General features: G+C 69.0%; 14 protein-coding genes and 1 rRNA gene. 4 read left to right on the top strand and 11 right to left on the bottom strand.

Features of this window, described 5'->3' with window-relative positions:
• Window positions 1-262: 262 nt before the first annotated feature.
• Window positions 263-550 carry a glutaredoxin family protein gene (locus ACZ69Q_RS41955; protein ID WP_471053244.1) on the bottom strand — a complete coding sequence of 96 codons (288 nt, stop codon included), beginning with the start codon at window positions 548-550 and terminating at the stop codon, window positions 263-265.
• Window positions 551-681: 131 nt separating this feature from the next.
• Here ACZ69Q_RS41955 and ACZ69Q_RS41950 point away from each other — a divergent pair, with 131 nt between their 5' ends.
• The 3 genes from ACZ69Q_RS41950 to ACZ69Q_RS41940 all read left to right on the top strand — a co-directional run bounded on the left by ACZ69Q_RS41950 (window position 682) and on the right by ACZ69Q_RS41940 (window position 4,297).
• The gene (locus ACZ69Q_RS41950) at window positions 682-1,611 is read left to right on the top strand and encodes an HAD family hydrolase (RefSeq protein ID WP_471053241.1); all 930 of its coding nucleotides are present in this window, start codon (window positions 682-684) and stop codon (window positions 1,609-1,611) included.
• Between the two features lie 423 nt (window positions 1,612-2,034).
• Window positions 2,035-2,808 (top strand): ECF subfamily RNA polymerase sigma factor, BldN family, encoded by a 774-nt coding sequence (locus ACZ69Q_RS41945; RefSeq protein WP_471053238.1) that lies wholly within the window; start codon window positions 2,035-2,037, stop codon window positions 2,806-2,808.
• Between the two features lie 250 nt (window positions 2,809-3,058).
• Complete coding sequence (locus tag ACZ69Q_RS41940) at window positions 3,059-4,297, top strand: DUF5667 domain-containing protein (protein ID WP_471053235.1); 1,239 nt, start codon at window positions 3,059-3,061, stop codon at window positions 4,295-4,297.
• Window positions 4,298-4,379: 82 nt separating this feature from the next.
• Here the strand turns inward: ACZ69Q_RS41940 and ACZ69Q_RS41935 are convergent, their stop codons facing one another.
• From ACZ69Q_RS41935 to ACZ69Q_RS41915, 5 genes are all read right to left on the bottom strand, one after another.
• Entirely contained in the window at window positions 4,380-5,432 is a 1,053-nt protein-coding gene (locus ACZ69Q_RS41935) for a lysophospholipid acyltransferase family protein (protein WP_471053233.1), read from the bottom strand.
• A 14-nt stretch (window positions 5,433-5,446) separates the two neighbouring features.
• On the bottom strand, window positions 5,447-6,508 hold the full coding sequence (locus tag ACZ69Q_RS41930) for an NAD-dependent epimerase/dehydratase family protein (RefSeq protein WP_471053230.1): 1,062 nt from the start codon (window positions 6,506-6,508) through the stop codon (window positions 5,447-5,449).
• A gap of 257 nt (window positions 6,509-6,765) precedes the next feature.
• Window positions 6,766-6,864, bottom strand: a complete 99-nt coding sequence (locus ACZ69Q_RS41925) for a 30S ribosomal protein bS22 (RefSeq protein WP_003948845.1) — start codon at window positions 6,862-6,864, stop codon at window positions 6,766-6,768.
• Window positions 6,865-7,020: 156 nt separating this feature from the next.
• On the bottom strand, window positions 7,021-7,233 hold the full coding sequence (locus ACZ69Q_RS41920) for a helix-turn-helix domain-containing protein (protein ID WP_004984898.1): 213 nt from the start codon (window positions 7,231-7,233) through the stop codon (window positions 7,021-7,023).
• 129 nt (window positions 7,234-7,362) lie between these two features.
• Entirely contained in the window at window positions 7,363-8,178 is an 816-nt protein-coding gene (locus ACZ69Q_RS41915) for a phosphatase (RefSeq protein ID WP_471053228.1), read from the bottom strand.
• A 228-nt stretch (window positions 8,179-8,406) separates the two neighbouring features.
• Here ACZ69Q_RS41915 and ACZ69Q_RS41910 point away from each other — a divergent pair, with 228 nt between their 5' ends.
• Window positions 8,407-8,853, top strand: coding sequence for a hypothetical protein (locus ACZ69Q_RS41910; protein WP_471053225.1), 447 nt, complete (start codon window positions 8,407-8,409; stop codon window positions 8,851-8,853).
• Window positions 8,854-8,886: 33 nt separating this feature from the next.
• On the opposite strand, the gene ACZ69Q_RS41905 is transcribed toward ACZ69Q_RS41910, so the two are convergent.
• From ACZ69Q_RS41905 to rrf, 5 genes are all read right to left on the bottom strand, one after another.
• Window positions 8,887-10,059, bottom strand: coding sequence for an acetoin utilization protein AcuC (locus ACZ69Q_RS41905; RefSeq protein ID WP_471053222.1), 1,173 nt, complete (start codon window positions 10,057-10,059; stop codon window positions 8,887-8,889).
• A complete protein-coding gene (locus ACZ69Q_RS41900) occupies window positions 10,010-11,227 on the bottom strand; it encodes an MFS transporter (protein ID WP_471053219.1) in 1,218 nt (405 codons plus the stop codon). The genes ACZ69Q_RS41905 and ACZ69Q_RS41900 overlap by 50 nt, the downstream gene beginning before the upstream one ends.
• A gap of 66 nt (window positions 11,228-11,293) precedes the next feature.
• The gene (locus ACZ69Q_RS41895) at window positions 11,294-12,106 is read right to left on the bottom strand and encodes a VC0807 family protein (protein ID WP_471053216.1); all 813 of its coding nucleotides are present in this window, start codon (window positions 12,104-12,106) and stop codon (window positions 11,294-11,296) included.
• Window positions 12,107-12,199: 93 nt separating this feature from the next.
• Window positions 12,200-12,844 (bottom strand): HAD family hydrolase, encoded by a 645-nt coding sequence (locus ACZ69Q_RS41890; protein ID WP_471053213.1) that lies wholly within the window; start codon window positions 12,842-12,844, stop codon window positions 12,200-12,202.
• 61 nt (window positions 12,845-12,905) lie between these two features.
• Window positions 12,906-12,995 (bottom strand): 5S ribosomal RNA (gene rrf, locus ACZ69Q_RS41885); the annotation flags it as partial.

The following is a 12,995-nucleotide window of genomic DNA, read 5'->3' as shown; positions in this document are numbered from 1 at the left end:
CGGGGGGGCAGGCGGTCACACGTACCTAGACCGCCCCGTCGAATGCAGGCTATGTCTTTGTGAACGCGTGCACAAAGATGGTGTCCGTTTTGCCCGCCCAACGTGACCGGGCTCACGCACGCCCGGCGCACTGGTGTGGAACCGGCGCATACGCACCACCGTTCCTCAACTCTTGGGGGCAAAGTCCCACACTCTCCTCATAGATCCCCGCCCCCGAGACCAAGTCGCCGTCGATCCTAAGCCGATTCCGGAGGACTTTGGACTACCCGGTCAGTGCTTTGCGGAGGCGATCCTCGTTCACGCGCCAGAAGGTGTGCTGGGCTCCGTCGACGAGGACGACGGGGATCTGTTCCCAGTACTGGTCGTGGAGTTGGGGGTCCTGAGCGATGTCCTTCCACTCCCACGGAACCCCCAGCTCGCCGCAGACCCTCTCGACGACACTCTGTGCGTCATCACACAGATGGCAGTCGGGTTTACCGATGAGGGTCACCAGCCGGTCCTGGGGCGACTTGGCCGTGGCGCGACGAAAGAGGGGGCTCATGTCAGCCATTCTCGCGCGCCGGCGCCCGGATGACCGGCCGTCACCCGACCACGCTGTTTAACTGCGCGGTCGCGGAGAGTTCACAACCTTCAAACCTCTCGACTCCGGAAGCACCGAACAGACTGGCTATGCTCACGGTCATGGCCGCTCTTGGATGGCTCACTCCCCGTAGGCGCTCCGCCACGGCGCGGAGCGTGTTGGCTGGCGAGGCCTCGGCAGAGGCTGCGCGCAAGTCCTCGCAGGAGGCGACGGAGGTCTCGGAGTCCTCGGAGGCCGAGCCGGACTTCCCGGTGCTCGGCGACGAGGAGGCCGCGGCCTTCTTCGACCTGGACAACACCGTGATGCAAGGTGCCGCCCTCTTCCACTTCGGTCGGGGCCTGTACAAGCGGAAGTTCTTCGAGACCCGCGACCTGGCGAAGTTCGCCTGGCAGCAGGCGTGGTTCCGGCTGGCGGGCGTCGAGGATCCGGAACACATGCAGGACGCGCGCGACTCCGCGCTGTCCATCGTCAAGGGCCACCGCGTCTCCGAGCTGATGTCGATCGGCGAGGAGATCTACGACGAGTACATGGCCGAGCGCATCTGGCCGGGCACCCGGGCCCTCGCCCAGGCCCACCTGGACGCGGGCCAGAAGGTGTGGCTGGTGACCGCGGCGCCGGTGGAGATCGCCCAGGTGATCGCCCGCCGCCTCGGCCTCACCGGGGCCCTGGGCACGGTGGCCGAATCGGTGGACGGCGTCTACACGGGCAAGCTGGTGGGCGAGCCGCTGCACGGCCCGGCGAAGGCGGAGGCGGTCCGCGCGCTGGCCTCGGCGGAGGGCCTGGACCTCGCCCGCTGCGCGGCGTACAGCGACTCGCACAACGACATCCCGATGCTCTCCCTGGTCGGCCACCCCTACGCCATCAACCCGGACACCAAGCTGCGCAAACACGCCCGCCGACTGGACTGGCGCCTGCGCGACTACCGCACCGGCCGAAAGGCGGCGAAGGTCGGCATCCCGGCAGCAGCCGGCGTGGGCGCGGTGGCCGGCGGCACAGCGGCCGCGATCGCCCTGCACAGGCGCCGCCGCTGAAACGCCCGGGCGGGCCGCTGCCGGGTGGCGGCGGCTCGCGCAGCGCGTACCGGGTGTGACGGGCCGGGCCGTCGGCGACCGACCGTTCTGGGCCCAATCGGGGGCGCGCCCGGGCCGGCAGGCCAATCGGCACCCCATACCCGCGCGACTCCCTGTCCAGTCCCCTTGGCTGCACACGGCCACAACACGCCCTGGAGTCAGCCGGAACGCGGACGTATTCGATCAACAAACGGTCACTCTGCGGCACTTGATCGGGCGTCAATCGGTTACAGAAGAGACGCAATCGGTGATTTGAGCAACTGGGCGTAGCAGTGCCTGCACGAAGCGTTATTCTCCTCAGACGCAAACCGGTACCTCTCCGTCGCTACGACGGGTGAATGGTTCCGCACTGCACGTGATGGAAGCTCTGCCTCTGGGAGTCCCGTGTACCCACACGTCGGGGTTGACGCCTCGGGCCTGGCTACGCTGCGCGCAACGGTCCAGGACCTGTTGCGCGGCTTCGTCCCCACCGCGTACGCCGTCCCTGCCCTCGCCGTAACCGCCGCACCCGTAGGCCCTTGCTACGCGCTCGCCGACGGCGGCGCCGCAGTCGGCAGACGGGGACGTTCGGCCGGCGCGACGACCGCGCGCCGGCCTGCCGCGGACAGCGACAGCGCTCGAATGATGGATCTCGTCGAACGCGCACAGGCCGGCGAGGCCGACGCGTTCGGCCGGCTGTACGACCAGTACAGCGACACCGTGTACCGCTACATCTACTACCGCGTCGGAGGGAAGGCCACCGCCGAGGACCTCACCAGCGAGACCTTTCTGCGGGCCCTGCGACGCATCGGCACGTTCACCTGGCAGGGCCGGGACTTCGGCGCCTGGCTCGTCACCATCGCCCGCAACCTCGTCGCCGACCACTTCAAGTCCAGCCGCTTCCGGCTGGAGGTGACCACCGGCGAGATGCTCGACGCCAACGAGGTCGAGCGCTCCCCCGAGGACTCCGTCCTGGAGTCCCTCTCCAACGCCGCACTCCTCGATGCCGTACGGCGACTCAACCCCCAGCAGCAGGAGTGCGTCACCCTCCGCTTCCTCCAGGGCCTCTCCGTCGCCGAGACGGCCCGCGTCATGGGCAAGAACGAGGGCGCCATCAAAACCCTGCAGTACCGGGCCGTCCGCACCCTCGCCCGACTGCTGCCGGACGACGCGCGCTGACGCGTCACCGGCACCGACCCGACACTCTCCGCAACCTCCAACTCACCGTCGGTGAAAGTCTGTTGACTTCGCGGTCCGTTCACCGGCAGTCCGTAACCCAAGTGCCAAGCCGCTCGTTGTGCGGGATGCAGGCTCCCTGTGGTCACTCCCTGGCCGACTTCGATCACTCGATCGTGTGCAAGTGGTCAGGGCGTGCAACCCTCAGGACCCCCTGGGGAGTCGACCGTCATCACGAGAGGAGGTGCCGCCAGTGATCGCGAACGTATCGGCACACCGGCGGGCGAACGCCTTCGCCCAGGCCCTGGACGAGCTGACCGACCGGGGTTCGGCGGCCGAGCAGCCCGATGGATCGGCACCGGCAGAGGCTGCTGCGGAACACACGGAGCAGGGTCACCTGTTGACCCTCACCGAGAGTCTCGGCGAACTGCCCAAGCCCGAGCTCGACCCCGAGGTCAAGGTGGTCCAGCGGGCCCAGCTTGTAGCCGCGATGGAGGCCATGCTCCAGGAGGGCACAGCGGGCGGCGAGGCGGGCCCGGCCCTGCCCGGGCAGCGTTCGGAACGGGGCCGAGGGGCTCACCGGGCGTCCCCACTGGGCAAACTGCGGCCGCGCTCACGGCTCGCCAAGGGCCTCACCGCCGGCGGGCTCAGTGTCGGTGTCGCCGCGGGAGCCTTCGGCGGGGTGGCCGCCGCGAGCTCCGACGCCCTGCCCGGCGACTCCCTGTACGGCCTCAAACGCGGCATCGAGGACTTCAAGCTCAACGTCCTGGCCGACGGCGACGACGAGCGCGGGCGCAGCTACCTCGACCAGGCATCGACCCGGCTGAGCGAGGCCCGGCGGCTGATGGAGCGCGACCGTGGCGGACAGCTCGACCACGAGTCGATGGCGGAGATCCGCCGCGCTCTGTACGGCATGCGGCACGACGCCTCCGAGGGCCACCGGCTGCTGCGCGAGGCGTACGAGCGCGACCCCGACTCCCTGGGCCCCATCCAGGCCCTCTCCGCCTTCTCCCGCTCGCACCGGGCGGTGTGGGGCAACCTCCGCGACCGGCTCCCCCTCCAGCTCGGGGACGTCGGCGACGAGGTGTCGTCGGTCTTCGACGCCATAGACGAAGAGGTCGCCCCGCTGGAGTCCCTGCTTCCGGAGCAGCCGGCCCAGAGCGGCGAGGGCAAGCGGCACGGCGGTTCCGGATCGGCCTCCACCGGTACGTCCGGCTCCGACAAGTCGGCCCGGCCCAGCGCCGGCGGCAGCGGCTCCTCCGACGGGCACCGCTCCAGCCGCCCGAGCAACTCGGCGGACAGCTCGGGCAGCGAGGGCGAGGGCCTGCTCGGCGGCAACACCGGCGGCCTCCTCGACCCGCCGAAGGACACCGGCAGCTCCGGCTCGTCATCGTCCACCCCGACCCCCACCAGCGAGCCCGCCGTGACCCTCCCGCCCCTGCTCCCGGGCCTCCTGCCCGGCCTGGGCATCGAGGGCGAGGACGCGAACTAGGCCGACGCGGAATCGGCATCACGACGATGGGGGCGCCCCTCGCACAAGGGGCGCCCCCATCGTCGTACAAACGTTTCTCCGGTCAGAAGAAGACCGACCTTCGCTGCACCAACAGCTTGTACAGCGTGTGCTGGATCTGTTCTCTGACCTGGTCGGTCAGGTTGAACATCAGCATCGGGTCCTCGGCGGCCTCCGGCGGGTAGCCGTCCGTGAGGATCGGTTCGCCGAACTGGATCGTCCACTTCGTCGGGAGCGGGATCCCGCCGAGCGGGCCGAGCCACGGGAAGGTCGGCGTCAGCGGGAAGTACGGGAAGCCCAGCAGACGGGCCAGCGTCTTCGCGTTGCCGATCATCGGGTAGATCTCCTCGGCCCCGACGATCGAGCACGGAATGATCGGGGTGCGCTTGCGCAGGGCCGTGGAGACGAAGCCGCCGCGGCCGAAGCGCTGGAGTTTGTAGCGCTCGCCGAAGGGCTTGCCGATGCCCTTGAAGCCCTCCGGCATCACCCCGACCAACTCGCCCTTCCCGAGCAGCCGCTCGGCGTCCTCGGCGCAGGCCAGGGTGTGGCCCAGCTTGCGGGCGAGTTCGTTGACCACCGGCAGGACGAAGACCAGGTCCGCCGCGAGGAGCCGGAGATGGCGGCCCGCCGGGTGGTGGTCGTGGACGGCGACCTGCATCATCAGGCCGTCCAGCGGCAGCGTGCCCGAGTGGTTGGCGACGATCAGCGCACCGCCCTCGGACGGGATGTTCTCGACGCCCTTCACCTCGACCCGGAAGTACTTCTCGTACACCGGGCGCAGCAGGGACATCAGGACCTGGTCGGTGAGCTCCTCGTCGTACCCGAAGTCGTCGACGTCGTAGTCCCCGGTGAGGCGGCGGCGCAGGAAGGCCAGGCCGCTCGCGATGCGCCGCTCCAGGCCGCCGTCGTCCTGGGGCTGCTGGGGCGGCTGTTCCTCACGTGTCACAGGAACATCATCCTGCGTGAAGGACCGTCCGGGGAGGGGCTGGACCTCGCGTACCAGCGCGGATTCACCGTTCTTGCGCCGGCTCCCCGCGCTCCGGCGCCGCGACGGCCGCTGCACGGCGCTCCCGCGGGACCGGTCGTCGTCGAACGGAATGACCTTGGCGTCCGCCATCGTTGATGCGCTCCTCAGTTGGCGCTCTGCGTCGGGGGGTGGCCGCCGCCCAGGACGGGCAGCGCGGCGATCCGGTCGACGGCCCCCGCAAGGGCCTCCGGCGGCAGCAGACCCGGTCCGCGGCTGCGCGCGAACTCCGCGAAGGTCTCCGCCGTCGTGTACTTCGGCTTGAATCCGAGCGTCTCTCGCATCTGGTCCGTGGACACCACCCGGCCGTGGGTGAGCAACCGGATCTGCTCCGGCGAGAAGTCCGACATGCCCAGCGTACGCACCAGGGAGCCCGCCCAGGTGACCGCGGGGAGCAGGAGCGGCACGGTCGGGCGGCCCAGCCGCCGGGAGCACTGCGAGAGCAGCAGAACGCCGTCGCCGGCGATGTTGAAGGTCCCGCTGTTGAGCGTGCCCCGCTCCGGATCGTGCGAGGCGATGCGCAGTACCTCGATCACGTCGTCCTCGTGGACGAACTGAAGCCGCGGGTCGTAGCCGAACACGGTCGGCAGCACCGGCAGCGAGAAGTACGAGGCGAGCGGCGTGTCCGCGGAGGGGCCGAGGATGTTGGCGAACCGCAGCACACACACGGCGACGTCGGGCCGCCGCCTGGCGAACCCGCGCACATAGCCCTCGACCTCGACGGCGTCCTTGGCGAAGCCGCCGCTGGGCAGGGACTTGGGCGGGGTGGTCTCGGTGAAGACGGCCGGGTCGCGAGGCGCCGAGCCATAGACGTTCGTACTGGACTTCACCACGAGGCGCTTGACGGTGGGGGACTTCTGGCAGGCACCGAGCAACTGCATGGTCCCGATGACGTTGGTCTCCTTGACCGTGGTCCGGCTGCCGCTGCCCAGCGCGGTTCCGGTCACGTCCATGTGCACGACGGTGTCCGCGCCGCTCTCCGCCAGCACCCGCGCGATGGTGGGCTGGCGGATGTCGGCCTGGATGAAGTCGGCACCGCCCAGATGATGCTCGGGCGGGACCGCGTCCACGGCCACCACCCGGTCCACCTGGGGGTCACGCTGGATCCGCCGCACGAAACGGCCCCCCAGTTGACGGGCCACTCCGGTCACGAGCACGACCTTGCCCAAGATCAGCGCCTTCCTTCCAGCACTCGTACCCCTGCCGAGTTCCCCGTGTGCGGCCAACTTAGCGGGTCGATGTTGCGCTGTGATGACCGCCCAATGCACGAAGTGACGAGAATTCCCTGCGTACGACCGTATGGGTCAGTCATATGTCCAGGCATACGCACAGAGTTCGGCCCTTCGCACACCGCCCTCGATACGCGTGTGGCCCCCCACCGGTGTGGTGGGGGGCCACAATCACGCTGCTTTCGCGGCGTCGCTGCTTACTTCTTGTTGCGACGCTGAACGCGCGTGCGCTTGAGCAGCTTGCGGTGCTTCTTCTTGGCCATCCGCTTGCGCCGCTTCTTGATAACAGAGCCCACGACTACCCTCGCTCACTTCTCATCACTCGGCGTTGGGCGCCATGGGCCCATACGACCTACGAGGGGCTAGCCTACCCGTCCGAGCGCTGAGGTCGTAATCGAGGAGGCGAGAGGGAATCCTGAACAGCCCTGAGGATCCCCTCTCACCCTTTGCCGTCAGGCGGTTTCCACCCCCACGTAGCTCTCGCGGAGGTATTCGTGAACCGCTTGCTCCGGGACGCGGAACGACCGCCCCACACGGATCGCGGGCAGATGACCGCTGTGCACCAGCCGGTACACGGTCATCTTCGACACTCGCATCACCGAGGCGACTTCCGCCACGGTAAGGAACTGAACCTCGTTCAGAGGCCTCTCGCCTGCTGCAGCCATGACACACCTGAACCTTCCGCACTCGACGGCCACCGGCTTCCCCTTCCGGTGACTCTTCGTCGCTGCGTGCTCACTCCCCAATGTAGGGGCGTGTGATGCGAGTGGGGAAGAGGGGATGGCATCGGCGCCTTACTGTGACAGACACGCTCGATTGAGTACGTAGCGGGTAAGCGGTCGGTAGTAATCAGACCGCACAGCGTCATCAAGTGGAACGACGACGGACACGGACCCCTCGGCCTGCCCCACAAAGAGCGCGGGGTCATTCGTATCGGCCGGACCAATGGCCTCAAACCCTAGCTGACCTGCCCCGCAGACCCATCCGTGATCCCCGATCACCAGCTCCGGCATGGGCCCGCCGGCCTCCGCCGCGGCAGCCAGCGCGGTACGAACCGGGAGGGGTGAGTGCGTGTGTGCGCCGGGCTCACAACCGGGGCAACAGGCGCCGGGTTCCCGCACCAGCGCGACTCCTCGTACGTAGGCAAGGTTGTACGTGCGTAGGCCGAACCGGGTCGTTATGTCGACACTGCGACCATGCGCGGGGGTGAGGACGGTACACCCCGCCGCCGACAACGCGTCCGCCAGCGCGGCGTAGAACCCGAGCAGTCGGTGGGGGTGTCCGGTGCCGAGCAGGACGGGTGCTCTGCGCTGGGCGGCTGCCGCGAGGCGTTCCGCAAAGGCATCCAGAGCGGTCAGAGTCAGCTCTGGATCGATCACATCCTGGCCAGAAATATGGTGCGGATCGGCCGAAACCCCACACTTCTCTGCCATCAACGCAATCAGTTCACGCTGCCCCCAGACCCCCTCGGGATCGAGCCCGAGCAGCACGCGAGGATCCCGGGCGGCGAAGAGCCGGTAACTGCGCAGGCTCTCCTCACGGGAGGTGGCCACGGGCCCGGCAAGGCGCGCGGCGAGGAGATGGGCGCGCAGGGCACCGGTGCTCAACACGTCAGCGATGGTGGCCGAAGGGGCGGACGAATGCCTACGGAACGGGGAAACACCGCACAGTTGGCGTAACGACCGCTGTGACAGCGGTGACTGAACAGCGACAAAACCGCCCACAACCGTCGGACGGGGTCCCTGGTCTCACAACACGTGTGCGGCGAAAGCCAGTTGACCCGCGTCACCCACGTACCGGGCGTCGCGCACATCGACCACCATCACAGGGGGAACACCATGAAGCTGACCCGTCGTACAGCCGCCACCGCCGCCGCCCTCGCCACCCTCACCCTGGGCGGCGCGCTGGCCACGACGGCCCCGGCATCGGCGGCCACCACCGCCGGCGCCTACAACGGCAAGTGCGGCGCCGGCTACTACGTCCAGGACTGGACGGAGATCCGCGACTCGGCGCGGAAGACCATCGGCACCGTGTACGTCGCCTACAGCCGCGAGACCCAGCAGCACTGCGCCGTGCTCGTCCGCACCAACCCCGGCACCCGCATGTTCATGGAGGTCACCCTCGACACCGCGCCCTCCTCCGGCAAGCCCGAGCGGGACTACGGCTCCTTCTCGTCCTACGCCGGCCCGGTGTACCTGGACACCTCGGACTTCAACGCACAGTGCCTCGAGTGGAGCGGCACGGTCGACATCTACTACAACAGCGTGCAGGGCCTCTGCGCCTGAACCGACCCGGCGTTCCCGCCGGCGCGGACGCCGCTACGGCAGCAGCCCCCGCAGCGGGAACACCGCCCGCCGGGCCGCCAGTACGGCCTGGTCCAGCCGGTCCCCGGGGTCGTACCCCGACTCCCAGTCCGCATAGGACACCGGCCACCGTCCGTCGGTCATCCGCATCGGCGCGAGCTGCCGCGTCCGCGCGAAGACCTCCTGCCGCCAGCTCTCCGGGATCATCGCCTCGGGCTCGATCGGCCGGCCCGCGGCGATGCCCACGAGATGCGTCCACGACCGTGGCACGACCTCCACCACGGCATAACCGCCACCGCCCAGGGCGACCCACTTGCCGTCGGCGTACTCGTGCGCCAGGTCATGACAGGCCACCTGTACGGCCCGCTGCGCGTCCAGCGACACCGCCAGATGCGCCAGCGGGTCCTCGAAGTGGGTGTCGGCGCCGTGCTGAGTCACCAGCACCTGCGGCCGGAAGTCCGCGATCAGCTCCGGCACCACGGCATGGAACGCCCGTACCCATCCGGCGTCCCCGGTACCGGCCGGCAGGGCCACGTTCACCGCCGACCCCTCGGCGCTCGGCGCCCCGGTCTCCTCCGGCCACCCGGTCTGCGGGAACAGCGTGCGAGGGTGCTCGTGCAGCGAGATCGTCAGCACCCGAGGGTCGTCCCAGAACGCGGCCTGCACCCCGTCCCCGTGATGCACGTCGACATCGATGTACGCCACCCGCTCGGCACCCAGCTCCAGCAGCCGCGCGATCGCCAGCGACGCGTCGTTGTAGATGCAGAAGCCCGAGGCACCGCCCGGCATCGCGTGGTGCAGCCCGCCCGCGAAGTTCACCGCGTGCAGCGCCTCCCCGCGCCACACCGCCTCCGCGGCCCCGACCGACTGCCCGGCGATCATCGCCGACACGTCGTGCATTCCGGCGAACGCGGGATCGTCCACGGTGCCGAGCCCGTACGACTGGTCCGCCGCCGCCGGCTCGGCCGACGCCGCCTTCACGGCCTCGATGTAGTCCTCCCGGTGGACGAGCCGCAGCGTCGACTCCCCGGCCGGCTTGGCCGCGACGACGTCCATGTCCCGGTCGAGCCCGAAGGCATCGACGAGTCTCCGGGTCAGGGCAAGCCGGACCGGATCCATCGGGTGCTCCGGACCGAAGTCATAGCCCGTTACTGCCTCGTCCCACATCAACTGTGCGCGGCCGCTCATGCCCGTCACCGTATCGGTCCGGTTGAGCAGCGAACGAACGGGCGTACACAAGCGTCACCAGCACCAACACCATCGGCACGAGCATGGCCCCGCGATAGCTCCACGCGTCGCCCAGTGCCCCCACCAACGGCGATCCGATCAAGAACCCCACATAGTTGAAGACATTGAGTCGTGCGACGGCCGCATCCGAAGCCCCCGGGAACAGCCGCCCGGCCGCCGCGAAGGTCTGCGGCACCAGCACACACAGCCCCACCCCGACCAGCGTGAACCCCAGCATCCCGACCGGGGCCCCCGGCGCCGAGGCCACCACCGCGAAGCCGGCCGCCGCCACCAGCGCCCCGCCCCGCACCACCACGACGGCCCCGAACCGCCGCACCCCGAAGTCCCCGATGGCCCGCCCCACCAGCGTGGTCACCATGTAGACGTTGTACGGCACGGTCGCCAACTGCTCCGAACTGCCCAGCACGTCCTGGAGGTACTTCGCGCTCCAGTTGGAGACCGTCGAGTCCCCGATGTACGCGAACGTCATCACCAGACACAGCGGCAACAGCACCTTGAAGACGACGGGCCCGCGCTCGCCCGATGCCTCCGGCACGACCTCGTCACCGCCGCCCCCGTCGACGTACCACCGGCTCCCCACCAGCGCCGCCGGCAACAACACCGCGACGACCGGCAGATACGACACGAACAGCGCCAGATCCCAGTGCGCCCCCACCCACGCCAGCGAGGCCCCCACGATCCCGCCCAGGCTGTACGCCGCGTGGAAGCTGAGCATGATGCTGCGCCCGTACGACCGCTGCAGGCTCACCCCGAGCATGTTCATCGAGGCGTCCAACGCCCCCACGGCCAGCCCGAACGCAGCCAGCGCCACGCCCAGCTCGACCATCCGTTCCCCCGCGCCGACCCCGAGCAGCGCCAGGAGCACAACGGGCTGGGACCACCGCAGCACCCGGCTCGGCGGTATTCGCTTCACCAGCCGCTCGGTGGCGACACTGCCGACACCCGCGAGGACCGGCACGGCCGCCAGGAACGCGGGCAACAGGGCGTCTGAGACGCCGTACCGGTCCTGAATGGCCGGAATCCGCGTCACTAGCAGGGCAAACGCAACACCCTGAGCGAAGAAGCTCAACGCCAACGAGGCCCTACCGCGCCGCAGCACATCTGTCATGGCGGCGAGCGTAGGGCCCCGGCGTACCGGTGGGTAGATCCAGCCAAAGATGAATTTTCCTCAGCTTTATTTGGCAGGCGCGAGATCGGCGGGCGTCAGATCGACGGACGGCACATCGGCGAGGGCGAGGTCACGGGCCGCGAGCCCGGCCCCGAGCACCTCGCCGGACCGGCCGTCCTCCGCAGGCTCCTGCGAGTCCGCGTTCGACTTGGCCTCGGCGATGACCATGGCAGCCATCGGACCCGCGCCCAGCGCACCGCCGACCACGAAGCCCAGTCCCATGGCGACAAGCATGATCACATTGCCGGCCCACACCATGGTGTCCACCGGCAGGGTGTACGCCCCCACAGCCCGCACCACACACTCCGCGAGCAGTACGACACCCCACACCAGCGAGAACATCCGCTCGGCCCGCCGGAACCGCGCCGACCCCGCGTGCAGCCGCCCCCAGGCGGCCTCCCGCCCGGAGTCCCCCTTCACCACCCAGGGTTTCATGCCGGCGGTCATCATCGGCTTGCCCAGCGCCACGGAGACGAGGATCCCGATCCCGATCGTGCTGCTGACCGCACTGTCCTTGGCGATCACCAGCCGCGGGTCACCGGCCACGAAGCTCAGCAGCAGCGACACGACGTTCACGAAGAGGATGAGAGCGGCCATCCCGTTCACCTCACGCGACTTCAGCACGCCCCACCCCGTCCGCACGGCCGGCACGACGCTGCTCAGCGCGAGCGCCATCAGGGTGCTCATCCCGAAGCCGTTCTTCAGGAGGTAGTACGCCCCGATGGGCACCGCGACATCGATGAGCAGCGGCGCGAAGTTCCGCAGCACGCTGCGACGGTTGGTGCTGTTTTCCTTGGTGGTCCCCGTGTTCGTCGTCATGCACTCAGCTTCGCGTCCGGCGCCGGGTCCCCGGTAGAAACGATCGTCCAGCCCTCTGCATGACAAATGTCAGCACCCCGCCACCGCCCCGCATCACACGAGCAGGTCAGCCAACTCCCTCATGTCGGAGAAGAGTTGAGTGGCCCCGGCCAGCTTCGCGGCAGGCGTCATGGCGGTGAACCCGTAGACATCCATCCCTGCGGCTACGGCCGCCTGGACCCCCAGCGGACTGTCCTCGACGACCAGACACCGCGCCGGCGCCACCCCCATCCGCTCGGCGGCATGCAGGAACAGATCCGGCGCCGGCTTCCCTCGCCCCACATCCTGCGAACTGAAGACCCGCCCCTCATCGAAGAACCGGTCGAGCCCCGTCGTCCGATGCCCCACCCGAATCCGGTCATGGCTTCCGGAGGACGCGACACAGTACGGCACCCCGTCACCACCGAGCTTCTCCAGCACCTCCACGGCACCGGGCACGGCCTTCAACTCCCGCTCGAACGCGTCGAACACACGAGCATGGAAGACGTCGTCAAAGTCCTCCGGCAGCCGCCGCCCGGTCCGCTCCAGCACCAGGTCGTGAATCCGGTGCATGGCCGAGCCCATGTAGTCCCGAATGGAGTCCTCGTACGACGTCGGGTGCCCCAGCTCCGTGAGGTACGCGGCGAGAAGCCGGTTGGAAATGGGCTCGCTGTCGACGAGCACGCCGTCATTGTCGAAGATCACCAGGTCATAGCGCATACATCTGACCCTAAACGCAGAAAGGCCCACGCCATAACGGCGTGGGCCTTTCCTAAAATTTGTTCGGCGGCGTCCTACTCTCCCACAGGGTCCCCCCTGCAGTACCATCGGCGCTGTAAGGCTTAGCTTCCGGGTTCGGAATGTAACCGGG

It is taken from the genome of Streptomyces sp. NPDC036764 (assembly GCF_055609385.1).
This window is presented reverse-complemented; position numbering and strand designations above follow the sequence as displayed.

What these genes read in the sequence shown, in the direction of transcription:
- ACZ69Q_RS41955 (WP_471053244.1), bottom strand. Translation starts at nt 550, where the DNA reads ATGGCTGACATGAGCCCCCTCTTTCGTCGCGCCACGGCCAAGTCGCCC.
- ACZ69Q_RS41950 (WP_471053241.1), top strand. Translation starts at nt 682, where the DNA reads ATGGCCGCTCTTGGATGGCTCACTCCCCGTAGGCGCTCCGCCACGGCG.
- ACZ69Q_RS41935 (WP_471053233.1), bottom strand. Translation starts at nt 5,432, where the DNA reads ATGGCGGACGCCAAGGTCATTCCGTTCGACGACGACCGGTCCCGCGGG.
- ACZ69Q_RS41920 (WP_004984898.1), bottom strand. Translation starts at nt 7,233, where the DNA reads ATGGCTGCAGCAGGCGAGAGGCCTCTGAACGAGGTTCAGTTCCTTACC.
- ACZ69Q_RS41910 (WP_471053225.1), top strand. Translation starts at nt 8,407, where the DNA reads ATGAAGCTGACCCGTCGTACAGCCGCCACCGCCGCCGCCCTCGCCACC.
- ACZ69Q_RS41905 (WP_471053222.1), bottom strand. Translation starts at nt 10,059, where the DNA reads ATGAGCGGCCGCGCACAGTTGATGTGGGACGAGGCAGTAACGGGCTAT.
- ACZ69Q_RS41900 (WP_471053219.1), bottom strand. Translation starts at nt 11,227, where the DNA reads ATGACAGATGTGCTGCGGCGCGGTAGGGCCTCGTTGGCGTTGAGCTTC.
- ACZ69Q_RS41895 (WP_471053216.1), bottom strand. Translation starts at nt 12,106, where the DNA reads ATGACGACGAACACGGGGACCACCAAGGAAAACAGCACCAACCGTCGC.
- ACZ69Q_RS41890 (WP_471053213.1), bottom strand. Translation starts at nt 12,844, where the DNA reads ATGCGCTATGACCTGGTGATCTTCGACAATGACGGCGTGCTCGTCGAC.